Here is a 20569-nt window from a genome sequence, read left to right on the forward strand (position 1 = left end):
AGTCTGCCCGCTGTGGCACGCTGACATCCCCTCCGACCCGACGTCGGAAAGCACGGCAATCAGCCGTCAGCTACACCACTCCAATGGACACGATCAACTATACGGTTCCGCTAACCTCGATGCGGATCCTCAGAAGGAGATGATGCGTCTCCAGTATCTAAAGAAGCTCGAGATACTTTCCGATGCCGAGTATGAAGAACAAGTTTTCCGGTTGACGCAACATGAAGAACAAATGCCGCAGCGCAGGCATCTAAACTGAACAGCCCGCCTCAGAAGCACATTCTTTTGCGGCGTGGGCCTAGCCTCTTGGCAGCGACAGACACGCCCTTGCGGAAGCACAACAGGCATTTTTTTCGGAGAACAGAATGATTAGTCGACGCTCCGCGTTAATCATGTTGCTGGGCGCCGCGCTTTCCGGCGAAGCTTGTGCACAGAATCTTACCCCTCGCGGTGATAGCACGTCCAACGCCCTTGCTCTCCGTGTGGTTCAGTTGGCCGCTGGTTCGGATCCCAACGTCCTCGCCTTGATGGCTTCATATGGCAAAGGCGACGACGAAACAAAATTTGTGATCGAACTGCAAAATGAGTCCCATGGCCTGTTCCGCCATGTGCCAGGTTCACACCCGGTCCGATTTCTTGAAGAGTTGAAAAGAGCCTTGGTTGCAAGTTAAGCGCGCCTTTCAGATGAGAAACAGGAGACCCTACTGTTCGATGCAGTATTTCTTGGACCGCCGACCATACGCTCTCCCGGCGGCGGTTACGGCGGCGCGCCGGGAGATTGGTATACGACCAAACTCTTTCTGGGCCAGGACCAGTCTGAAGTCTATTTCAATTTCAATCTGATCTCCGGCGAAGCGGAATTCGCCGTCAAAGATGAGGCCTATGGGAACGCCATTATTTCCGAGTTGTCCAAAGTGATCTGGTAGGACTTGTCTGGGGTAGGATCTGAACCGCGCAACGGGGTTCCTGACACACCTTCCCTGGTGTGGCGTCTCCCATTCCAATAATACATGGTGCGGCTCCCTCTCTACAGTGGACAGCCGCTCCCACCTAGAGGAGTAAAGTTTCTTCGGCTCCAGGCGTCTTTCTCTTGACCCACAACTCGCTCGTCCGGTCCATATCAAGCCGATCGGGCGGGAAGACACGCCGCTGAAACGCGAGAGCCTCGTCGAAGCTGCCGTTCAGCCAACGCTGGTATTCGTTCCGGTGCAGGAGAACGGGCATCCTGTCGTGCACCGGAGCGATCGCTTCGTTCGCGTCCGTCATCACGCCGGAATAGACCGGACCCCACTCGTCGCTGACCCGCCAAAGGCCCGCCCAGGCGAATATCGGCTCGTCCCGAAGACTGAACCAGGTCCGTGTCTTCGCGCCTTTCGCTCCCTCCGGTTCCGCGAAGTGCGTGACCGGGATAAGGCATCTCCACTGCGGCTTCCGGGCGAGACCAATCCACATGCCTTTGGTAAGATCGGCAACGTTGTTCACGGGCTTGGGCTTGGCTTCCGGCTTCATGCCCTTGAGGCGCAGTGGAAAACCCCACGTCATCGACCTCATGAACGGCGCGCCTTCCTGCTCGACGACGACCAGCCCCGGTCCTCCGGGATAGACCTCGTCCGGCGCATTCGACAAAATCGGATTAAGGACGCCAAAGTGAGCGGCTACTTCAGCCGCGCTTTTGCGAACGGTGTAGAGATTACACATGCTGGTCCCTTTTGTTCGAGTGAACGAGGCCGCTATAGTGGCAAAGAAGTCTGTCGTCTCGGCTGCGGACGCGGCGGCATCCCGCTCCTCCACAGGTCGCGCGTATGAAGCACGTCCAGCTCTTCGGACGCAATCGGTTCGCGGAACTGGAATGCGATGACGTCCTCGATCCCGCCATGGAGCCACAGATCCCATTCCGCTTTTCGCAGGAGGACCGGCATGCGGTCGTTCAGGGGGCGGACGATCTCCGGGGCAGTCGTCGTCATCCCCGCGAAGACGGGGCCGAACTCTTGAGTGTTTCGGCAGAAGCCCGCCCACGCGGCAAGCGGCTCCCTCCGCAACGAGAACCATGTACGCTTCTTCTCTCCCCTGGGCCCTTCCGGATTCGCAAAATGGGTGATCGGGATAAGGCAACGATATTTGGGATCGACCACAGTTCCGGACCACAACGGATTCGTGAGATCGGCAACCAACCCGATACGTCCGGGCGGCTCCCCTTCCGCCCGCATCTCCCTGGTGTGTCTCGGGAAGCCCCACGGTATCCACTTGAGCGTGCGGAGCCCGTCCTTCTCGATGACGACCAGCCCGTATGTCCCTTCGACAGTTTCTGTCGGCACCTCGACCGACGCGGGGACGTCGACACCGAAGTGGGAGACAATCTCATCGATAGTTCGCGTGACTGCGAATAGCCGTGACATCGGTGCCTGTCCGGATTTCAGCGATATCCCCGAGTACATCGCCAAGATCAAATTCTATCGACCGCTGTGGTCTGGTGTCGTGTCCCGAAGCAACCTCAAAATCAGGCTTGAAACTAGCCCTTCGAGTTTTCAGCCGCCTTCCGGGCAATGTTGTTGAGCAGCGTTTCGACCTCCGAGGCGTGCCCGTGGCCGAGCGTGGCGATATCGGCCGAATCCGTGATTGCAGCAAGGACCTCCGCCTCGCTCCAGCCCTTATCGACGCCAGCTTTGAACATCGCGGAGAATTCCTTGGAAATGGCCCACTTGCAGGCTTGATGCCGATCCACCTCTTCGACGATACCCTCTGACTCATCGATCCAGGCCTCCGGATCATCGTCCAAATACGAGCGATCCTCTCTATCGAAACCCTGAGCGAAAACGAGAAGTTGCCAAACGATCGGCTCGCCATTCTCATGCATGTGGTCGTCGCCAGGAGGCAGCGGATTCCGCTCGTTTGCAACAATCTCCTCGCCACATACCTTGCATCGATAAATACCACGCTCTCGGGCAAGCACACCGGGCTCGTGATCCTCATCGAACAACGGAGCCTTGCATTGGAATAGATTGTCGCGGTGACTGTATTGAGCCATGACGCTGCTCCCGGGATGTACGTTCTTATTATGTTCTAATTTTTGTTGATGTCAACGAATTGGGTGGCCCTGCAGGGATGATGGTCGAGGACAGGCGCCCCAAAACCAGATCAATCGATGCCAGGCAATGGAACGTTCGGCGTTTTTTAGTGTTTAGCTGGCGAGCGCGGGCTGTGCCAAACGGACGCGACGGTGCAGAAGAACATCGGAGTTTTTCCGTTTTCCTCCGATGGCCAACGAAACGGCAGTCGAGCTTCTTACCCGTCCACCCGCTCTCACCAGAGGGGGCACATTGAAGATCGCGACCTATAACGTGAATGGCATGAACGGCAGGCTTGACGTGCTGCTGCGCTGGCTTGCCGAAGATCGTCCGGATGTCGTGTGCCTGCAGGAATTGAAGACGCCGGACGACAAATTTCCCCGAAAGGCTATCGAGCAGGCTGGCTACGGCGCGATCTGGCACGGCCAGAAGAGCTGGAACGGGGTAGCTATACTTGCAAGAGACGCAGAACCCCTCCTCACCCGACGGGGCCTTCCGGGCGACCCTGATGACACGCACAGTCGTTACATCGAGGCTGCGGTGAACGGTCTCCTGATTGGCTGCCTTTATCTTCCAAACGGTAACCCCGCGCCCGGCCCGAAATTCAATTACAAACTTCGTTGGTTCGTGCGCCTGCAGCACTACGCGCGTGAACTTCTGGACCTCGACGTGCCCGCAATGCTGGTCGGCGATTTCAACGTGATGCCGAGCGATCTCGACGTGTATGCACCAGAACGGTGGCGAGACGACGCCCTGTTCCGTCCCGAAGTCCGCGAGGCGTATGCTGCCCTTGTTGCCCAGGGATGGACGGACGCGATCCGCCACCTGCATCCGGATGAGCGCGTCTATACATTCTGGAAATATTTCCGGAACGCGTTCGCCCGAGACGCCGGACTGCGCATCGACCATTTCCTATTGTCGCCGAGTGGCTCGTATCGACCACGGTCTGCAGGGATGTCCGCAGCTGGGAGCATACCAGCGACCACGCTCCCGTCATCATCGAACTCAACCACGCATAAATTGACCGCCGCAGCAGCGGCTTGCACCTCAAGAGAAAGCCCGGCGGTTGTACCGGGCCATCGAAGATCAATCGCGATGTTCTGGCATTTCCTTCAATTGATCTTTCGTCCAGTTGGTTACGGCGTGGACGTCGCCGTCTTCATCTCGCATGAAATCGAGATCGCTGATCGGGACGGCAACTGGCTTTGCACCAATTCCGAGGAAGCCGCCAACGTCGATAACAATGCTGCCAACGCCAGCTCCGCCGGCGCCATGAACGTGGTCCACCTTCCCTACCTTGTCGTCGTCAGCGCCGTACACCGTTGCGCCTTCAAGAATAGCAGGGGTAAGCTCGGCAGGGGTAAGTCGAACGTGATTGGTGTGATCCATTTTCGTGCTCCCATGGTTTGGACTGGATCAACCATCCGGGGGAACAATTGTTCCGGCCGTCGTCCGGATCCGGCAATGGAAGCGGACAATGCTCGATTGCCAGGCGACGCACATGAAGGATCCTGAGAGAGCTCACAGCCGCGCGGCGTTCTTGAACAACCCGCCGAGGTGTGAGAGCAATCGAGAGTCACCTCTTCCTCGGAACTTCGTTTCAAGCCGCCAGTTTCAACGGCTCTCGCTTCCGGCCTTGTTCAACTATCACGCGGCTGCCGCTATATGGGATGAAGCCAGACTTCTGGAGCGCTTCCGCAAGCGTCGGCTTCTTTGCAACGTTAGCTTTCGCATCCATTTTCGAACTCCTGATGGTGACATTAACGAGCAGTCCAAAGACGTCAAGTCGGGTTCGGTAGCCCTGAGAGTCAGTCCCGAACCCAACGCCATGGAACCTCTTGCGGGATCGCTTTCCCGCTAGCCATCGTTGGCACCCACCAACATCGTCAGGATAATCCAGGCGATTACGAAGACCGATATTTCCGCCAATCGATCGACAACGTGCCGCTTGAAGACCACGGCCCAGACCAGGCAAAGCAGCGCGAAACCGGTGGTATACAGGTGAAGCTCGGTCATATGGTCATCGCATGTAAGACAGCCGTCCTGTCCCATGGCGTAGTAGAGGTCATGAAGATAATACCAGGTTGTGGTGTTGGCCCACCACGCGAGAGCACAAATCATTACCCACGAGAGCAATCTGAGACGCCGCCCCAGAAAGCAGGCAAACCAAGCGAGTACGGCGACTGAGATATATGTCCCGTTGGTCGTGTATCCGTCGGGTCGATAAAACCCGTCATCGTCTTTGCTGAACGCCAGCTCATAACCACGCACCAACGAAGTCATTCCGACGATCAGGATGGCCGCCGAAAGAGCCAGCCGAAACCATCGCTCGGGTTTGCTATCCCTTAAAAGATAATTCAAGAACCATGCCTCGGGGAGATTACCTACAAGCGGTCGCCTGCTGACCGAACTGCTGATATTGAGTAAAAATTGCCGCCACGACTTTCGGATCGAGCCCGCATTCCTCCGGATCGGCATTGATCTCATGTATCATTGCCCCGCGGTTTGCCGCCGCCGCCTTCAGCAGCGCGCAGTGATCATTCTTGAACTGCAGTTTCTCGGCATCGAACATGTTTTCCAAAACGTTGATCGTCTTGACGCACTTGTTATCGTTTACGGCAGCGTTGGCTGCGGAGGAAACAACGGCGGCGAGGAGAGCAACAGCATAGAACGCATTCGAGCAATCGATTCTGAAAACAATCATGATCAAAATCCAGCGTGAAAAAACGGTCGATATCGGATGATCTTACAGGCCGATTGATTCGCGGATAAGGAGAATTTTCGTGTATTCGCTAGAGCCGGCAAAGATCCGAAGAGGAGCCAGATGCGGACATTCCTGGCGCCATAGGTGGACTTCAGTCCGTGGCAGATTGATCGCCAGGAAATTTAGAAATCGACAACCATCGCGCGATCAGCGGCATTCTGCTTCCTTGAAATGCACGTGCGAGCGGCGCAATGATCGGCAATGTTCCGATGGCTTTTTCAGTTCTTGCAACGGCTCTTGACGGTCACCGCGCTGGCCGTCATCGCCGTTGGCTGGGTTACTGCTCTGTTGGTGGCAGGTGTCAGTGCCTGGGGCGTGCTTTCGATGCACGATCACTCCGAACCCAGCACACCGGAGACAAGAGAAGATGTCTATAATCTTCCTTGCGACGACGCAAAGCGCAGCACGTCGTATGAGAATTTCGATCTGAACCGACAGCGCAGCGCGCTGATCCAGTCGAACCATCCAGTCGACGTTTACCTCGGGCCGTGGAAACTCGCTGTTCCGTGGGGTTACTGGAATAGCCGCCCATTCGTCCGGACGTTGAACTGCCGCCACTCCCTGGAAGCCCTGTGGATACAGTATTGGATTCCCAGCCTGGATGCTCCCGAGCGGGAGATGATCTATGTAAGCAACACCGACAGCCCCGTGGAAGAGCGACGACCGGCCGGACGAGTCTGTCGTTCAGGCAATGCTTAAACCGTATGGCCCAGGCTTCCACGACAAGCGCTCGGCGGCGGGTTGGTTGATCGAGTCCCAAAATCTGGTTCGGGGCGGAGCCGGAATTGTGCAGGACGGAGGATTGTGGAAGACAACTGTTCCCGTTGGCGCGCTGAATGCAATCTACTGGTTCAGGTCGAGCGAGATTGAAGATCTGGTCATCCGATGCGATCCCATATCGACCCGATGCGTGGGGGGAACTCGATCTCAAGGATTTGAGCCGGGAGGCGACGCTGATCTTCAACCGCAATGCTGTTTCCCAGCATGTCCTCATTGTCGGCGGTCTGAGATCGCTTTTGAGCCGATGGCAACTGACGAAGGCGGCCTCCCAATGATCATCCTTCCAGAGATATTCCGTCGTGCCAACGACGGGGATGGCTCTATGGCTGGTGATCATTGACTCCTCGCTAAATGAGAACATAATGAGAACAAACGTGGCGAGGCACAAGGAGTTTCATCACCATGGCACAGGAAGAAATCACCAACACGGATGCGCCTGAAGAAGAAGACAACGGCCTGTATCCCTACTGGACGCCAGTGCATGAAGCCGAGCCCAACGAGCTGCACATGAAGTTGCTCCGAGAGGTGGCGGGCAGGTTTGACATAGAGTTCCATTCAGCGCCGCTATTTGCTCGCTATGGAGACCCTATAGGCAGCCTGGATATCGCCATTGATCGTCTTCAGGGAGAAGCATGTTGTGTATGGGCACATGGCCCTACCGAAGAAGAAGACGGAGCCTTTGATGCCGTTTGGGTTCCCGTAGGCGAAGACATGGACGCCACCTTGCGCAGCGCCGTGGCTGCCATGGAAGCAGTCGGGATCATGTGGTGATCAGAGGAAAAAACAAACCGATGACCACCAGCTCAAACACCCCAGCGATTGAACAGGCCACCACTGGTAGCGCAGAGCCAGAACTCTCCGCCTCCGAGTTGGCAAGCACCGTGCTAGCGTACCACGATGGGGACCACGTGGCCGCCATCAAGGCACTCCTCGAAGATACCCAGCACTTGAGATATCAGCTCGCCCTCACACAGGCGGCAATGAGCAAGGGCTTGACGCGGGGCTGGGTGCCGAGCTTTGAGCGGTAGACACCCCTGCCTTCGATCAGCAGTTGAAGTGCATAAGGATGAACATCGCGGGGAAGATCACCACTGCGAACATAGACAGGTTGCTGACGTACGGCACAAGGCGCTTGCGCTCAGGCTTCTTTCTGCTCCGGGGCTTTGGGAGTGGACCATACGGACCCTCGCCGTTCGACCTGAAGTACAGGTAGCCGATGCCCATATGGGTCGCCAGTGAAACAAAACCGACCGCCAACCAGATCAAGGTGGTTGAAGTCCAGCTATTGGCGCATTCAGCTTGCTTGTTCTCGATGCTCAGGCCCGCGATGCCGTTGGCGATGGTGCCCACCACCCACATTGCGAACCCTGACACCGCCAAAGCGTAGACAGCCATGGACTTGTTTTGAGGATCGTATGGAAGGCTCATGCATTGCCTGCTGCATTGGGGCGATATCTTATCTGCGCAGCTCGCCTCGGAGTTGAGGTTTCAATTTGGTAGACCTTCGAGGTAAAGGCAAGTGCCAGTAGGCATGCGTTACCTGAGCGAAGCGAGGTATTCTCCGACGCCGAGAATGAAGAACAAGTTTTTCGGCTGACGCGCGCGAAAAACAATTGCCTCAGCGCGGACATCTTAATTGAACAGCACAACTCGAAAGCGCATCCTTTTGGTTTCTTTTTCCGCACGCCGGATGGATGCCGAGTGCGGACCTCGCCGGTCTCTTTTCAGCTAGTTGTATCATCCTCTACATCGCCTTATTCAGACGTAGGATGTACCAGCGAGCGCCGATGGTCCCGCGGTCAATCAGGGCCGGGAACCTAAGCTTCGCCGCCTCGACATCGCCTGTTTCGCTCAGCAGAGCGTGCGCCCGGGTGAAGGCAAAGCTCCAGGTCGAGCGAGCAGCGCGGCGGCAAGGTACGCATCGCCGTCGTTGTGCGGACGATCGGCGGCGTCGGCCAGCACCTCAGCCAGCGCGCCGACGAAGTCATCGCATATCTGTCGCGAGCGCTTTGAGCGCCTCGCTCGCCAGCGCAGTTTCCACGAAGGCCCTCGTCTCGGTGAATAGCGGGAAGGACGGGTGGCGTTGCTCAATGATGCGGTGCGCCCGCACCTTTCTCGAAACGAATTCGCAGATAGCTAGCATTCTAACGAAACCACATCCTCGCCTTTAAAGCCTGATCCGATATGGGACACCAGACTACACTTATGGTTTGCGTGGGCGGAATGAACTCGAAGGCGAAAGCACTGGCTGCAGCAAAGAAGCGGATACTGGCGCTTCAATCCCAAATGACTAAGCGCATTCTCCAGATCGCCGCCGAAGTGGAGAAGCTCACCGAAATCGCGACCGAGGACGAAACGCGGGAATTCCTTCGCGTCACTTGCAATGTGCCCTCTTCCGAACTTGCCACCTACGTTGCGTTCGGGGAAACGCTGAAAGGCTACGAGGCTCTTCTGCATGATGCCCGCGTGTCATTCCCGGTGATGAAGGCGCTCGTCGCTGCGGACGAAGATACCCGTAACGAGGTTCTTGAGCGCATGGTGATCGGCGCCAGGATCGACGTCAGGGAGATTTCGGCAATCCGGAAGCGGCTGAGGGACGCACAGCTTACGCCCTTCCAAGTTCTGGCAAAGCGGAATGCCAAGCTTGTCACCGCCGCGGCGCGAAAAAGAGGTGGCGAGGCCGGAGAGCACTTCAAGAGCGATCTGCAATCGTTCCTTGACGGCATCGTGGACGAACACAAGACCGAACGACTTGCGTCGAGCGACATCCGCGTGAAAGCCGGGCGCTTGCTGAAAGAATTTGAATCCCTGTTCGGCCAAGAGCATCCCGACCCCACGAAGATAAAGGCTGGGTCATCGCGCCATGCCCTGGCAACGGCTCACCGTACACTTGTCCGTCTGAAACAGGGTACGCTCATCGATGAAAACGTGGGCCGAAAGCTCGTGCGCCAGCGCCACCCGGGTTTTCTGCCGTTGTTTCACCTGAGCGGGAAGGCGCTCGGCGAGTACAAGGACGACAGGGTCAAAGTGCGTCAGGTTCCGCCACAGCACCATCGCCTAAAGGTTCTCGAAATTTGTGGTGGGGCGGGTGGAATGGCCCTCGGGCTGGAAAGCGCCGGTTTCGAACATGTCGCCCTGATTGAGTGGGACAAAAAGGCGGCTGCGACGCTGAGGAAGAACAGAGCAGACTGGAACGTACTAGAGGAAGACATCAGGAAAATCGACTTCCGACCATACCGCAAGACAGGTATCGATCTCCTCGCGGGCGGACCGCCCTGCCAGCCATATTCCGCCGATGGTTTTGGACGGGGAAAGGACGATCCGAGAGATCTTCTCCCGGAGTGCGTTCGGGTCGTGAGTGAAGTCAAGCCGCGGGCCTTCGTGTTTGAGAACGTCGAAGGTTTGCTTCATGAGCGGCACGCCGACCACATAGCCGCCATCCTTCGTGGCTTCAGAAAGGCTGGATACGCGGCCGACATCTATCGGATAAGAGCAGAACACTACGGCGTAGCCCAGGAGCGGGGGCGTGTGCTGATTATCGGCGTCCGAAGGGAGCTTGCGGGCGCATTCCGCATGCCACCGACCTTCCCGGAGCGCAGATCCAACCTCGGAGACGCGCTCGTCGACCTGATGGCCGCAAACGGATGGGAAGGCGCATATGAATGGGCGCGCGAGCGGCGCGAGCAACCGGTCTTCGATCCAAAAGGCAATATCATAGCACGAGGAGTGCTCGCGTCCGCAATGGTGACAAGCCGGGGCAAGCGCAGACCGAACGAAACAGCAAGATGGGCTGGAAAAGGCGTCGACATCGCTAGTCTCCGAGACGAGGCCCCAACGTCCACGCAGGGGACGCTGAAGGGGTTCCGCCCTGCTCTCACCGCAAGGATGTGCGCTCGCTTGCAAGATTTTCCCGACAACTGGGAATTCTGCGGCGGCAAGGAGGCGACAGCAACCCAGATAGGCAACGCAGTCCCCCGTCGATTGGCTCAGGCGGTCGGCCTGGCGTTGTTCTCGGCAATGAAAGACGTGATATGGGACTGGGAGGCCATGCTTTGGCCCGCGAAGACTCGTGTTGGGATTCCGGCGCCCCCGCTCGTGCCGGATGAAATCCCATTGGGCAAAAAGGCCGAAATGCTCGGCACCTCACGCGAGTTGATGTCGTAGCTCAGCCCCCGAGGCGATCGCACGCTCTCTTTATGGCAGGCGGCCATGGGAAAGTCCTGATCGCTTGGCGTTCCCTGCGATCAATCGACGTTGCCGAACCGCGGAAGAGGCATTTTGACGAGGCACCAATCGTCTCCGTCGCAAACCGAGGGGTCTGCCCCCTGCACGGGTCCTGAACGCGCATCGCATGTGGAGACGAGATCGCTAATCGCGACGCTTCAATAGCTCCCGACTACGCCGTTCGCGGAGCAAAACGCGACTCCGGTGATATGGCTTGAATCCGGCCTTTGCGAGGGCTTCGCCAAGTGTCGGTGGAGTATCGGAACTCATCGAAAGATCAAACTGCGGTGTGAGGAGCGAGACACTCGGCGCATATGTTTCTTCAACTGTGGCGTTCACGCGCAGACCGAGGACTGTCGCCCGTCTGATCGCCTTGTTAAGAAGCGACATCAGTTCACGCACCTCGGTTACGGCAATCTTCTGCTCGTCATTCATACTGCCATCCCAAAGGAGAAGCCCCGCGGCGGTCGGGGCTGGCAACGGAATAGAACTCAGGTGCCATACTAACAAAATCGCTTCTGATCTCAAGTTAGACCAACGAGCGCGTCTTCCGACAATCCGGACGGAAGTGCAAGCATATGCCTGACGGAAATGCTGAGCCCGCCGCAAAAACGACGCCCGTCACAACGAACTGAACCGCTCGCGATGGCGCGCCACATAAGCTGGATGCGGCCACATCCGGGCATCCTCAGGCAAATGAATGCGATCCATCTGCTTCGCAAACAGCGTTCGCAACTCCGACGGCACCTTGTTGTGCGACACAAGGATCCGGTAGTCATCGGTCAGCGAAATCAGATGCCTGTCGAAGAGCCAATGCACGGTGGCCGATAGTGCGATACCATTTTGGGCGACGTCCGGACCGCCATCTGCTACCGACCATATGTGGGCGGCCTGGGCTTCGGACTTACCCCCGCCATTCACTATACGAAGCCCTGTAATCGCGCAGCGACTGTCGTAGGCGTCACAGACCTTGCGTCGAAAGCTGGCTTCCCGGATCTTCCGGTTCATTAGAATCTGCTCGATACGGCGCTCCTGCTCGATGAGCGGGAGATGGAGAAGCTCCTGAGTGGGGCCGTCGACATGCTTCGGATCAAGTTCCAGACGGATGGCGTTATCGGGCGCGAGCGTCTCGGAAAGCCCCGCTCGTGCGATGGCCGCGAAATCGGTCTCGGGAATGACACGAATTGATTTGCCCTGGAGGAACGCCCCAACGCGCGTCGGATCTGCTACCGACAGCAGGGACGTCTCCCAGTAGCGCCCATCACGGAAGAAGGGTACGGGTTCATCGAACTCCTGATACTCGGCCATGACGGCATACGCGTGCCCGGGCTCTTTAGGATCATCTTCGATCGCCACGACCTTCGCGGTCGCCACATAAGCCCTGCGACCACCGTTTCGCTGTGGCTCGCGATAGACGATCCAGTCGCCGACCAATGTCTCTGCAGTCCGGCGATACTGCTTCGGAAAATGGTACCTGAACGCGACATCATCCTTGTAACCAGAGTCCCGCTTGGTATCGAAAATGCCTTTCAAGAGAAACCCCTGCCCTCGCCTTTAAGTGGAACCTAAAGCGGTCCGCGTGGATGATCAACATGCTTCCGCGCGATCTCAGCTGTCGTCGGAGATCGCCTTTCCTTCGTAGCGCACCCGAAAATTCCGTCTGTGAAAATCCTGTTCGAAGCAAACGAAGACGAGCTCCAGGTCGTTGGCATTATCGCGCTTTCCAAGAAGGCTGAGCGTGACGACAATCACCCCGGCGTAACCGCGTGTCAGTCGAAAGGCCGCATTTCGGATGTCGGTGGTCTCCGGATCTCTCCGATCGTCGCGACGCTCGTAGACGGCCCAGAAGCGGGCCGCATCCCAAGTCTGCCTCAATATCTCACTTATTTCGGCCTTGAACTCCTCGGCGTGCATTGCTGGTCCCCAGGACAGCGCCTTCTCTCCCGCGTCGCTGGCGATGTTGAGATAGCCGTCATACTGGTGGGCGCCCGACAGCGCTTCTTCGATGAACTTGAATGCTGAATTTTCGCTGATTGGAGTCTTGAAGAGAATTGCCATCGAATCGCCGCGGGTTACCGAACTTGCTCTCCTAGCAACTCTAGCAGCTTTTCGAACTCCTCGATTTGCTACTGGATCGCGGCGCGAAGTCCGTGGCGGTCATCCTCGATGGTGCTATCGGTTCCCGATGCGCCGCTATATGAACCCGAGCCTATGCCGATCACAGCTAGGTCCTCACCTCGGCTCCTGAACTCCTGGCACCCAGATTGCTGACGTATCGTCCCCAAATGGCCTCGCCTGCCCATCCAGAACACAAGCTCCCACCCAGGCACAAACGACGGCATCGAGACAATCCTCGAACGCCTTCAGCTGATATCCCCGTCCGGTGACAGGCGGGAGAGGTAACGCTTGCACAACGCCTTGGATCCGGGTTTCAAGCAGCAATACGATCTGGCGCCACACATCGAGCAGGTTCTCCCGCCGGACGCCAGGCGTGACTTCCGGCCAGTATTTTCCGATCTTGGAGACCTTGTATGCCAACCTTCGCTCGGCCGATGCGAGTTCGATGAGCGCAGGGTGCGGGTAAACCTCGATCAGAGCCTGTCCGCGGGGATGCGATCTCGCCAGCGGGTAGCCGATGGTGTGGAAACCGATCCGGAGTTCGTCGCTGAGCTTGCCCGGGCGGGTCTCACTTGGCGTGTGCGTTCCCGCGTGTCTGGCACCGTACGCTATCGAGATGAGATTGTCGGACGTCCTGCGACCGATGATCGGTGTCATCGCCAAGGGCATATCGACGGCCACGATATCGATCGGCGAACCGACCATACAATTCGCCGCATTGATGATGGCGGTCGCGTCGGGGATCGAACCCCTGTGTCGCAGGACCGGTTCCACGGCGAGCGGAGGCCGCAGGAAGGCCGCATACGAAGCCGAGACGTGCATCAAGCGCCAGCCGGAGCCGTCGTCAGCTACCAGCGCAACGCCGCTGGGTTCCCGTTCGGTCCATGCGGCGTCAATTCCGAGAACTGATCTCATGCAATTTTCCTGGTTACACTTTCGCAGGCACTTTGTTTCACAATCCCGAGCTGAGGCAACGGGCTGAGTGGTGTTCATTGGTAGATTGGGAAGATACCCGCCGACTCGTGTTGGAGCGTGACGGCTTCAAATGCGTATCCTGCTCGACGAAACTGAAGTCGCGCGACGCCGACATTCATCACCTTCTTCCGAGATCGATGGGCGGATCCGACGAACTCTCAAACCTGGTGGCGCTGTGTGACGGCTGCCACGCCGCCCACCATCCCAACCTGGCAGGAGGACTCGCAAGGCGCGCGATAGAGCGTTGGGCGATGCGCCTGGCTCGCTGGCTGGATCGGGATGCGCAGGGTCTCGAGGCCGGAATAAACTTCGGACCCGTCCTGCGCTTGTTCGGCGTCTCCCATTTCAGGAGTGGGCAACTTCCGATCGTCCTGGCAGCACTTGCCGGGAAATCCGTGCTCGTCGTCAGCCCGACCTGGATCCGGAAAGTCACTGTGTTTCCAGATCCCTGCCCTGCTTCGACGTGGCTGCACAATGGTGGTAAGTCCACTGAAGACTCTCATGGCGGATCAGGTCTCCGGGCTTCTTCGCAAGAAGATCCCGGCGACCTTCGTCAATAGCGGTCTCAGTGCTGAGGAGAAGGAAATCCGCTACGACATGGTCGGTGTGAATGCGGTAAAGTTCCTGTATCTCGCGCCCGAGCGCTTCTTCGTGAAGAGCCGAAGGGAGAGGAAGGCGCTGGCCGAAAGCAAGCCCGAATTCCTTGTCGTGGACGAAGCCCACTGCGTCGATGCTTGGGGCCGAGATTTCAGACCGGAGTATGGTCGCCTTGCGGAGGTCCGGGAGAAGCTCGGCTCTCCGCCGATCCTTGCTTTCACCGCTACCGCAGGTCAGGCGATGCAGCAGCGTATCCTAGCATCGCTTGGGATCGAAGATGCAGAAGTCTTCGTTCGAGGTGTTGATCGGCCGAACATAGCTATGGTCCGATGGCAGGCGGCATCTTCAGCGCGGCATCACGAAATCGCGTCGCTGTTGCGGCTCCCGGTGCTCGCCGGACGAAAGGTCATGGTATTCGTGCCGACCGCACGCATCGGCCAGGAACTGCAGACCGACCTCAAGAACAACGGGCTCGACGTCCCGTTCTATCATTCCAAGCTGGGTAGCGAATGGGAGCGTCAGGAGCTCCTCAAGCGTTTCCAGGGTGAGAGTCGCCCGGTGGTAAACCACATCATATGCACCAACGCGTTTGGCATGGGACTGGACGTGCCGGATGTGCGGCTCGTCATTCACTGGCAGCAGCCAGCCTCCGTCGAGGATTATCTGCAGGAATTCGGACGCGCTGGCCGCGACGGCAAGCAGTCCGTCGCAGTGACGTTCACCGAGGGAGGGCGTGGCCCAGGACGGGATGTCGGTCTTCTCCGTTTTATGGCCGAGAAGACCGCCAACGGTTCCGGTTTGGACGAAGTCACAGCCCGAGCGATGCTGAAGCAGCGATACTCGCAGATCGAGGATCTGACTAATCTATTGGCGTCGAGAAGCTGTTTTCGCCGAGGCATTGTCGAATATTTTGAAGGTCCGAAGGTGAAGCCCCGCCTTAGCCTCGGAATGAAGATATTGAATTGGGTGTTCAGCAAGGAGGTCACACCGAAGCGGTTTCGATACTGCTGTGACGCTTGCGCAGCCGTCGATCGACGACTTGAGAATTTGCAACAACACGTGGCATCGGTGTTCGCGAAACAGGCAGGTGGCTAGCAGTCGGGACTTCGAACGGACGCGCTTTCGCGTGCACCTAGCCTCCCTCGCAGGCTGGAGACCAGTTGCGGATAGGGTTCGGTTGCGCCGGCGAAAATCCAGGGTGACACTTTATCGATCCCACCACGAGACCGACGATGCAATTATACGAAGAACCGTTTGCTCCACTCCCTGCTTCAGCCAGCCCTGTCGCATTCGACATTGGAGCCGGCGCATGATGCTCGGCTTCAAGATAGAGAACCATCCTCAACAAACTGCCAGACGGGGGGCAAAGGATACAGTCGACGAGCGCATAACGCCGCAATGGCTTTTTGACGCTATGGATGCACGATTCCATTTCACCCTTGATGCGGCCGCCAACTCCGTAAATGCGAAGTGTGAGCACTTCTACGACATCGACACGGACGGGCTCGCTCAGCCGTGGGCGCCCAACTCCGTCTGGTGCAATCCACCGTACAGCAACATCGGCGCCTGGGTTGAGAAGGCCTGGTGCGAACACCGTCTGGGTGCGACCGTGGTCATGCTTCTGCCCGCGAACCGTACGGAGCAGCGGTGGTGGCAGGATCACATCGAGCCCTTCCGGGATGGAAAGGGGCCTCTCCGCACCGAATTCTTTGCTCGCAGGATTAACTTCGGCGTGCCGGGCAACGAAGCCGCGAAATTCAATAGCTCGCCCCCTTTCGGAATCGTCGCGGTTATCTTCACCCACGATTGAACACGCTCCACTGGCGGTGGTTGGGGTCAGCGAGACCGATAGGACAAGGTGTGGAGGGCCACTTGCGCCGACGGAAATCCAGAATGACACTTTATTCATCGTCCCATGAGAACGAAGATGTCATTCTACAAAGAAATGTATGCCGAGATTCCGTTGCTGCCCGAGGACTGCAGCGCCCGCCACGAACCTGATTTTAGATTGTCGTATCGTGAAGTGATCGAGGACTTCCAGGCCGCATTCGAAAATGAAATGCCGCATTGGTTCAAAGATCTACATGAATCTGATCAAGTTCTGGTAGAAAAAATGGCGAACCGATTCCGAAGGCTACTCGTGAGCTTCGCTGCAGGGGTGAAAACTGCTCCCTTTTGCAGCAAACTCGACGGGAGGCCCTCCCTTCGAGAAGTGAGGTATTGGGTCTCCGCGGCTACACTGCTACCCTGGGTTAATCTGGCAAGGCCAATTTTGTCCGGTATCAAGTTGCCCCCGACTCTGAGGGAATCGGGGAAGATGGAAGCGGCCAGAGATCTCTATTTCTTCCTCCGCGCGCTTTCCGACGACGGCGCCGCATGGTAGCGGCAAGATCCTCCATACCCCCTCGCCGCGCTTGTAATCGGTCCACAAACATCCTCGATTTCGAGGAGAAAGAGTCCGATACGGTTCCGAGTGACAATGCGAAGCGTCCGAATAATGTCCGCGGCATCACCGACGGTCTACCCGTCGACGCACGGAGACAAATCCAAAGGCTCCGAACGATACGTCTAAGTCACAGCTAAGATTCAACGGGAACAATCGCCCACAGATTCGGCATCCGGGTTTTGGAAGAGCACCGAAGGACAGGGCGATGGTTTCCACCTATCTTGGCTATACAAACGCCACTAAAGACACGGCGACGACCTTGAAGAACGTCGCCTCGCAGCAGGATGTCAAACGCGCCCAGCAATATTTTGACGCAAACATCGGCAGCGTCAAAACCGTCGACGAATTTCTAAAGAACTACAAGCTCTTTAGCTATGCCATGACAGCTTATGGCTTGAGCGACATGACCTACGCCAAGGCCATGATGAAAAAGGTGCTAACCAGCGACCTGAGCGATCCGCACAGCTTCGCCAACAAGCTGACCGACCCGCGCTACAAGGAATTCGCGGCCGCCTTCAACTTCGGTGTCAGCACCAAGCCCCAGATCCAGACGACGGCTCAGGCAACGACGCTCACGAACCTTTACAAGCAGTCGTTTACGACCGAAGAGGACGCCGCGGCCAGCGCCACCACCTACTACGACGCTCATATCGACAAGGTCACCAACGTCGACCAGTTTCTCGCCGACCCCGAGCTGAAGGACTACGCCCTCAAGGCATACGGCATCGATCCGACCTACGCCTCCGATAGCTATCTCCGGTCGATCCTGACAAGCGACCCCAGTGATCCGAACAGCGCGGTGAATACGAGCGGATCAGACTCCTACAAGCAAATGGCCGCGGAGTTCAGCTTCAACGCCGACGGCACGCTCAAAGGTAAAACCGCGCAGACCGCAGATCAGAAGACGGCGGTCGAAAGCCAGTACAACTACGCCGTACCATCGTTCTCCACGGCAACGGCCGCGACCTACAACACCACCTATTACAAGAACACGATCGGTTCGGTCACTTCGGCGGACCAACTGACAAGCAACGCCCGGCTCTTCGACTATGTGAAAGCCGCCTTTGGCCTTGATCCCAAGATGAGCGCCTACGCGTTCTCGCAAGTCATCGCAAGCGATCCCAACGATCCCGGATCATTCGCGGCCGTGATCGGCGCGACGGGTGTTCTTAAGGAGTTCAATTTCAAGCAAGACGGCACCGTGCCCGCCGGCGAGAGCGTCCAGTCCAGCGCCCAGACGACAGCCACCACGACGTCGTATGCCGCAAACTACGACAACGTCCATCAGACGGATATGACGAACGCGGTGCAGAACTATACGAAGCGGATCGCGAGCGACAAGACCATCAGCGACTTTCTTGTCAGCAACAAGGCCGACAAGGCCGTCTTGAACGACGACGATCCGGAGCTCTATCAGATGGCTTTGCAGGCTTATGGCCTCGATCCATCGCAGGTCTCAAAGCAGCAGTTCACGAAGATCGTCGAGAGCGACCCCTACGACCCCAAGAGCTATGTCAGCTCGCTGAAAAACAGCAAATATACCGACCTCGCCAAGGCATTCGACTTCAACAGCAAGGGCGACGCCCAGCAGCCAGTCCAGCCGATTTCGCAAAATACGATCAACACCTACATCTTGCAGTACGATGGGCAGGCGATCATCGACCTGAAGGGCCCGGCTCTAAAGAAGGCGGAAGCCACCGCAAAGACTGACGCGACCTACTTTGCCGACAACATAAACAAGATCGGCACGGTTTCCGATTTCCTGAAGGACAGCAAGCTTGTCGACTTCGTGTTGACGGCCAACCATATCGATCCGAAGAAGGTGACGACCGACACGTTGAAGAAGGCCTTCGCGTCGGACCCGACGAATACAAGCAGCTTCATCAACACTCCGGCAGGCGCGCAGTTCAAGGATATTGTCGACGCCTTCAACTTTGACACCAAGGGTAACCTGACCAACGCCAAGATGAGCACCTCACAGGACGAGGGCAATCGGATCGAAACCGACAATCTCTATCTGCATCAGACGCTTGAGACGCAGGACGGGAAAAGCGATGACGGGATCCGCCTGGCGCTCTATTTCCAGCGGAAGGCGCCCAACATCAACTCCATGTACGACATCATGGGAGACGCCGCGCTGTACCAGGTCATAACCACGACCTTCAACCTGCCGTCCGCCATGTCATCGCAGAACACCGATACGCAAGCAGCCGCGTTGGGCAAATTCGTAGACGTCAAGGACTTGCATAACCCGGCCAAGCTCGATGCGCTGCTGAAGCGTTTCTCGGCCATGTATGATTTGAAGAACAATTCCAGCAGCGCCACCTCGACCGCCACGTCGGCCCTCAGCATCCTGCAGGGCGGATCTTCAAGCGGTGCTGGCGTTAGCTCCAACACTCTTCTGTCGATCGCGCAGCTCTCACGCCATCGATAGCAGCAGCTCACCCTAGAGAACCTGGTGATCATTGATCGGCACGCTACGTGCCTTAGTCCAAATCCGGAAAGGTGAACACCGAGCCACGCCATCGAACCGACAAGGCAACTCTCCCACCTGATGGAACATTAAATGAATCGCCCTCCTCGTCCCGAAATCAATACCTTCCATGCGTGTGCCAGTCAGCATGCCGAATGGTTGCGTGAGGAAATCGAGGAGCTACTTGATGCAAGATTCCTCGCATATGAAAAAGCAACGGTCGATGAAGCCGAAATTGCTCATCTCAGAAACGAGATCGAAACGCGCGAGGATGTGATCTCGCACTATCGGACACTTGGGCTGCTGCCTTAATTCGCTTCCGCCTCGCGTATTGCCGAGATCGCCAGTTTGCTTCCGGAAAGAGGACGTCAGGCGTTTGCCACCAAGCCGATCAACGACGACGGGAGGATCTGCCGTGATTGCTCGATTTTCCGGGTCTTGATCCTTCAATGACTCGCATTTTAGGAATTGATTTACCCACGACGTAAGACTTGTCGGCTACAAACCTCTTAAAGTTCAGGCATTCCGTCGGATGCAAAAGGAATTGAAGGACAATGAATATTTCGGGTGCTATGGCGATTTCTGTCCAAGGCATAACCGCGCAGTCGGTCCGTCTTTCAACCTCCGCAAATAACATGGCGAATATCGACACGCCCGGCTATCGTCGTTCAACAGCTAGCTCCTCTGCGCTGATGCCAGGTGGCGTCGCGACAAAAGTGTCGACCGCCTCGGCTACCGCCGCCGATCCGGCCACCTCCAATGTGGATCCGTTGCAGGAGGCCGTCACCGAAGTCGAAAGCCGAGCCGCTTTCCAACTTAATGCGGACGCCTTCGAGACAGGTGCGGACATGTGGCAGGCGCTGGCGTCGATGAAGCGCGACTGACCTCGCCCCGATCGAGCGACAACATCATCGCCGATCACCTAACGTAGCCGCTAGCGGCGGCATAAAGCCCATCATTTTTCACCGTCGAGCACAACTGCGGCCGTTGGCTTCTCGATGCGACGTTGGACGAATTCCGCCTGCGTCCGGAGCCGCCGACGTCGCTTTTTACCGAAGACTGCTACCACCGTAGCGACGGATTACCTGACAATTGGCAACTCACGAAGGCGAGATTCCGATCCGTGA

General features: G+C 57.3%; 24 protein-coding genes and 2 pseudogenes. 14 read left to right on the forward strand and 12 right to left on the reverse strand.

The window, feature by feature from the left end:
- Positions 1 to 259 (forward strand): hypothetical protein (locus EV561_RS37600; RefSeq protein WP_207910555.1); only part of this gene is annotated, 259 nt, incomplete at its 5' end.
- 106 nt (positions 260 to 365) lie between these two features.
- Complete coding sequence (locus EV561_RS37905) at positions 366 to 671, forward strand: hypothetical protein (protein WP_245512717.1); 306 nt, start codon at positions 366 to 368, stop codon at positions 669 to 671.
- A gap of 379 nt (positions 672 to 1050) precedes the next feature.
- Here the strand turns inward: EV561_RS37905 and EV561_RS18045 are convergent, their stop codons facing one another.
- The 3 genes from EV561_RS18045 to EV561_RS18055 all read right to left on the reverse strand — a co-directional run bounded on the left by EV561_RS18045 (position 1051) and on the right by EV561_RS18055 (position 3025).
- The gene (locus tag EV561_RS18045; RefSeq protein WP_132523696.1) at positions 1051 to 1698 is read right to left on the reverse strand and encodes an SOS response-associated peptidase family protein; all 648 of its coding nucleotides are present in this window, start codon (positions 1696 to 1698) and stop codon (positions 1051 to 1053) included.
- Between the two features lie 32 nt (positions 1699 to 1730).
- Positions 1731 to 2396 (reverse strand): SOS response-associated peptidase family protein, encoded by a 666-nt coding sequence (locus EV561_RS18050; RefSeq protein WP_132523697.1) that lies wholly within the window; start codon positions 2394 to 2396, stop codon positions 1731 to 1733.
- Between the two features lie 113 nt (positions 2397 to 2509).
- Entirely contained in the window at positions 2510 to 3025 is a 516-nt protein-coding gene (locus tag EV561_RS18055; RefSeq protein WP_132523698.1) for a hypothetical protein, read from the reverse strand.
- A gap of 292 nt (positions 3026 to 3317) precedes the next feature.
- On the opposite strand from EV561_RS18055, the pseudogene xth reads away from it, so the two are divergent.
- Positions 3318 to 4084: pseudogene (gene xth, locus EV561_RS18060) on the forward strand (exodeoxyribonuclease III).
- 67 nt (positions 4085 to 4151) lie between these two features.
- Here xth and EV561_RS18065 read toward each other — a convergent pair.
- From EV561_RS18065 to EV561_RS18075, 3 genes are all read right to left on the reverse strand, one after another.
- The gene (locus EV561_RS18065; RefSeq protein ID WP_132523699.1) at positions 4152 to 4454 is read right to left on the reverse strand and encodes a PRC-barrel domain-containing protein; all 303 of its coding nucleotides are present in this window, start codon (positions 4452 to 4454) and stop codon (positions 4152 to 4154) included.
- A 468-nt stretch (positions 4455 to 4922) separates the two neighbouring features.
- The gene (locus tag EV561_RS18070) at positions 4923 to 5426 is read right to left on the reverse strand and encodes a hypothetical protein (RefSeq protein ID WP_132523700.1); all 504 of its coding nucleotides are present in this window, start codon (positions 5424 to 5426) and stop codon (positions 4923 to 4925) included.
- A 19-nt stretch (positions 5427 to 5445) separates the two neighbouring features.
- Positions 5446 to 5775, reverse strand: a complete 330-nt coding sequence (locus EV561_RS18075; RefSeq protein WP_132523701.1) for a hypothetical protein — start codon at positions 5773 to 5775, stop codon at positions 5446 to 5448.
- 255 nt (positions 5776 to 6030) lie between these two features.
- Here EV561_RS18075 and EV561_RS18080 point away from each other — a divergent pair, with 255 nt between their 5' ends.
- From EV561_RS18080 to EV561_RS37910, 3 genes are all read left to right on the forward strand, one after another.
- Positions 6031 to 6528: a hypothetical protein gene (locus EV561_RS18080; protein ID WP_207910556.1), complete on the forward strand. Its 498-nt coding sequence runs from the start codon at positions 6031 to 6033 to the stop codon at positions 6526 to 6528.
- Between the two features lie 483 nt (positions 6529 to 7011).
- Positions 7012 to 7380, forward strand: a complete 369-nt coding sequence (locus EV561_RS18085; protein WP_132523703.1) for a hypothetical protein — start codon at positions 7012 to 7014, stop codon at positions 7378 to 7380.
- 20 nt (positions 7381 to 7400) lie between these two features.
- The gene (locus EV561_RS37910) at positions 7401 to 7637 is read left to right on the forward strand and encodes a hypothetical protein (RefSeq protein ID WP_132523704.1); all 237 of its coding nucleotides are present in this window, start codon (positions 7401 to 7403) and stop codon (positions 7635 to 7637) included.
- A 16-nt stretch (positions 7638 to 7653) separates the two neighbouring features.
- Here the strand turns inward: EV561_RS37910 and EV561_RS18095 are convergent, their stop codons facing one another.
- Complete coding sequence (locus EV561_RS18095) at positions 7654 to 8037, reverse strand: hypothetical protein (protein ID WP_132523705.1); 384 nt, start codon at positions 8035 to 8037, stop codon at positions 7654 to 7656.
- Positions 8038 to 9090: 1053 nt separating this feature from the next.
- On the opposite strand from EV561_RS18095, the gene dcm reads away from it, so the two are divergent.
- A complete protein-coding gene (gene dcm, locus EV561_RS18100; protein ID WP_245512718.1) occupies positions 9091 to 10773 on the forward strand; it encodes a DNA (cytosine-5-)-methyltransferase in 1683 nt (560 codons plus the stop codon).
- A gap of 204 nt (positions 10774 to 10977) precedes the next feature.
- On the opposite strand, the gene EV561_RS18105 is transcribed toward dcm, so the two are convergent.
- The 4 genes from EV561_RS18105 to EV561_RS18120 form a co-directional block, all read right to left on the reverse strand.
- Positions 10978 to 11268 (reverse strand): hypothetical protein, encoded by a 291-nt coding sequence (locus tag EV561_RS18105; RefSeq protein WP_132523707.1) that lies wholly within the window; start codon positions 11266 to 11268, stop codon positions 10978 to 10980.
- Between the two features lie 186 nt (positions 11269 to 11454).
- The gene (locus EV561_RS18110; RefSeq protein ID WP_245512719.1) at positions 11455 to 12267 is read right to left on the reverse strand and encodes an HNH endonuclease; all 813 of its coding nucleotides are present in this window, start codon (positions 12265 to 12267) and stop codon (positions 11455 to 11457) included.
- A 174-nt stretch (positions 12268 to 12441) separates the two neighbouring features.
- Positions 12442 to 12891, reverse strand: coding sequence for a hypothetical protein (locus EV561_RS18115; RefSeq protein WP_132523709.1), 450 nt, complete (start codon positions 12889 to 12891; stop codon positions 12442 to 12444).
- Positions 12892 to 13065: 174 nt separating this feature from the next.
- Entirely contained in the window at positions 13066 to 13866 is an 801-nt protein-coding gene (locus EV561_RS18120; RefSeq protein ID WP_132523710.1) for a DUF429 domain-containing protein, read from the reverse strand.
- Between EV561_RS18120 and EV561_RS37605 the strand changes: the two are divergent.
- Positions 13836 to 14069: pseudogene (locus tag EV561_RS37605) on the forward strand (hypothetical protein); the annotation flags it as partial. The gene EV561_RS18120 and the pseudogene EV561_RS37605 overlap by 31 nt on opposite strands.
- A 15-nt stretch (positions 14070 to 14084) precedes the next feature.
- Here EV561_RS37605 and EV561_RS37915 read toward each other — a convergent pair.
- Positions 14085 to 14285, reverse strand: coding sequence for a hypothetical protein (locus EV561_RS37915; protein ID WP_245512752.1), 201 nt, complete (start codon positions 14283 to 14285; stop codon positions 14085 to 14087).
- On the opposite strand from EV561_RS37915, the gene EV561_RS18125 reads away from it, so the two are divergent.
- From EV561_RS18125 to EV561_RS18150, 6 genes are all read left to right on the forward strand, one after another.
- Complete coding sequence (locus tag EV561_RS18125; protein WP_245512720.1) at positions 14278 to 15618, forward strand: RecQ family ATP-dependent DNA helicase; 1341 nt, start codon at positions 14278 to 14280, stop codon at positions 15616 to 15618. The genes EV561_RS37915 and EV561_RS18125 overlap by 8 nt on opposite strands.
- A gap of 214 nt (positions 15619 to 15832) precedes the next feature.
- Positions 15833 to 16333, forward strand: coding sequence for a DNA N-6-adenine-methyltransferase (locus tag EV561_RS18130; protein WP_207910557.1), 501 nt, complete (start codon positions 15833 to 15835; stop codon positions 16331 to 16333).
- A 117-nt stretch (positions 16334 to 16450) separates the two neighbouring features.
- The gene (locus EV561_RS18135; protein ID WP_132523711.1) at positions 16451 to 16906 is read left to right on the forward strand and encodes a hypothetical protein; all 456 of its coding nucleotides are present in this window, start codon (positions 16451 to 16453) and stop codon (positions 16904 to 16906) included.
- Between the two features lie 268 nt (positions 16907 to 17174).
- The gene (locus EV561_RS18140; protein ID WP_132523712.1) at positions 17175 to 19403 is read left to right on the forward strand and encodes a DUF1217 domain-containing protein; all 2229 of its coding nucleotides are present in this window, start codon (positions 17175 to 17177) and stop codon (positions 19401 to 19403) included.
- Positions 19404 to 19535: 132 nt separating this feature from the next.
- The gene (locus tag EV561_RS18145; protein ID WP_132523713.1) at positions 19536 to 19754 is read left to right on the forward strand and encodes a hypothetical protein; all 219 of its coding nucleotides are present in this window, start codon (positions 19536 to 19538) and stop codon (positions 19752 to 19754) included.
- A 242-nt stretch (positions 19755 to 19996) separates the two neighbouring features.
- On the forward strand, positions 19997 to 20326 hold the full coding sequence (locus EV561_RS18150) for a flagellar basal body protein (protein ID WP_132523714.1): 330 nt from the start codon (positions 19997 to 19999) through the stop codon (positions 20324 to 20326).
- Positions 20327 to 20569 lie beyond the last annotated feature (243 nt).

This window comes from Rhizobium sp. BK376 (genome assembly GCF_004341625.1).
Classification (GTDB): domain Bacteria; phylum Pseudomonadota; class Alphaproteobacteria; order Rhizobiales; family Rhizobiaceae; genus Rhizobium.

Coding starts and splice junctions, on each gene's coding strand:
- EV561_RS18115 (WP_132523709.1), bottom strand. CDS start 12,891: ATGGCAATTCTCTTCAAGACTCCAATCAGCGAAAATTCAGCATTCAAG.
- EV561_RS18120 (WP_132523710.1), bottom strand. CDS start 13,866: ATGAGATCAGTTCTCGGAATTGACGCCGCATGGACCGAACGGGAACCC.
- EV561_RS18105 (WP_132523707.1), bottom strand. CDS start 11,268: ATGAATGACGAGCAGAAGATTGCCGTAACCGAGGTGCGTGAACTGATG.
- EV561_RS18050 (WP_132523697.1), bottom strand. CDS start 2,396: ATGTCACGGCTATTCGCAGTCACGCGAACTATCGATGAGATTGTCTCC.
- EV561_RS18045 (WP_132523696.1), bottom strand. CDS start 1,698: ATGTGTAATCTCTACACCGTTCGCAAAAGCGCGGCTGAAGTAGCCGCT.
- EV561_RS18085 (WP_132523703.1), top strand. CDS start 7,012: ATGGCACAGGAAGAAATCACCAACACGGATGCGCCTGAAGAAGAAGAC.
- EV561_RS18130 (WP_207910557.1), top strand. CDS start 15,833: ATGATGCTCGGCTTCAAGATAGAGAACCATCCTCAACAAACTGCCAGA.
- dcm (WP_245512718.1), top strand. CDS start 9,091: ATGAAGGCGCTCGTCGCTGCGGACGAAGATACCCGTAACGAGGTTCTT.
- EV561_RS18140 (WP_132523712.1), top strand. CDS start 17,175: ATGGTTTCCACCTATCTTGGCTATACAAACGCCACTAAAGACACGGCG.
- EV561_RS18055 (WP_132523698.1), bottom strand. CDS start 3,025: ATGGCTCAATACAGTCACCGCGACAATCTATTCCAATGCAAGGCTCCG.
- EV561_RS18065 (WP_132523699.1), bottom strand. CDS start 4,454: ATGGATCACACCAATCACGTTCGACTTACCCCTGCCGAGCTTACCCCT.
- EV561_RS18135 (WP_132523711.1), top strand. CDS start 16,451: ATGTCATTCTACAAAGAAATGTATGCCGAGATTCCGTTGCTGCCCGAG.
- EV561_RS18080 (WP_207910556.1), top strand. CDS start 6,031: ATGTTCCGATGGCTTTTTCAGTTCTTGCAACGGCTCTTGACGGTCACC.
- EV561_RS18095 (WP_132523705.1), bottom strand. CDS start 8,037: ATGAGCCTTCCATACGATCCTCAAAACAAGTCCATGGCTGTCTACGCT.
- EV561_RS18150 (WP_132523714.1), top strand. CDS start 19,997: ATGAATATTTCGGGTGCTATGGCGATTTCTGTCCAAGGCATAACCGCG.
- EV561_RS37905 (WP_245512717.1), top strand. CDS start 366: ATGATTAGTCGACGCTCCGCGTTAATCATGTTGCTGGGCGCCGCGCTT.
- EV561_RS18145 (WP_132523713.1), top strand. CDS start 19,536: ATGAATCGCCCTCCTCGTCCCGAAATCAATACCTTCCATGCGTGTGCC.
- EV561_RS37910 (WP_132523704.1), top strand. CDS start 7,401: ATGACCACCAGCTCAAACACCCCAGCGATTGAACAGGCCACCACTGGT.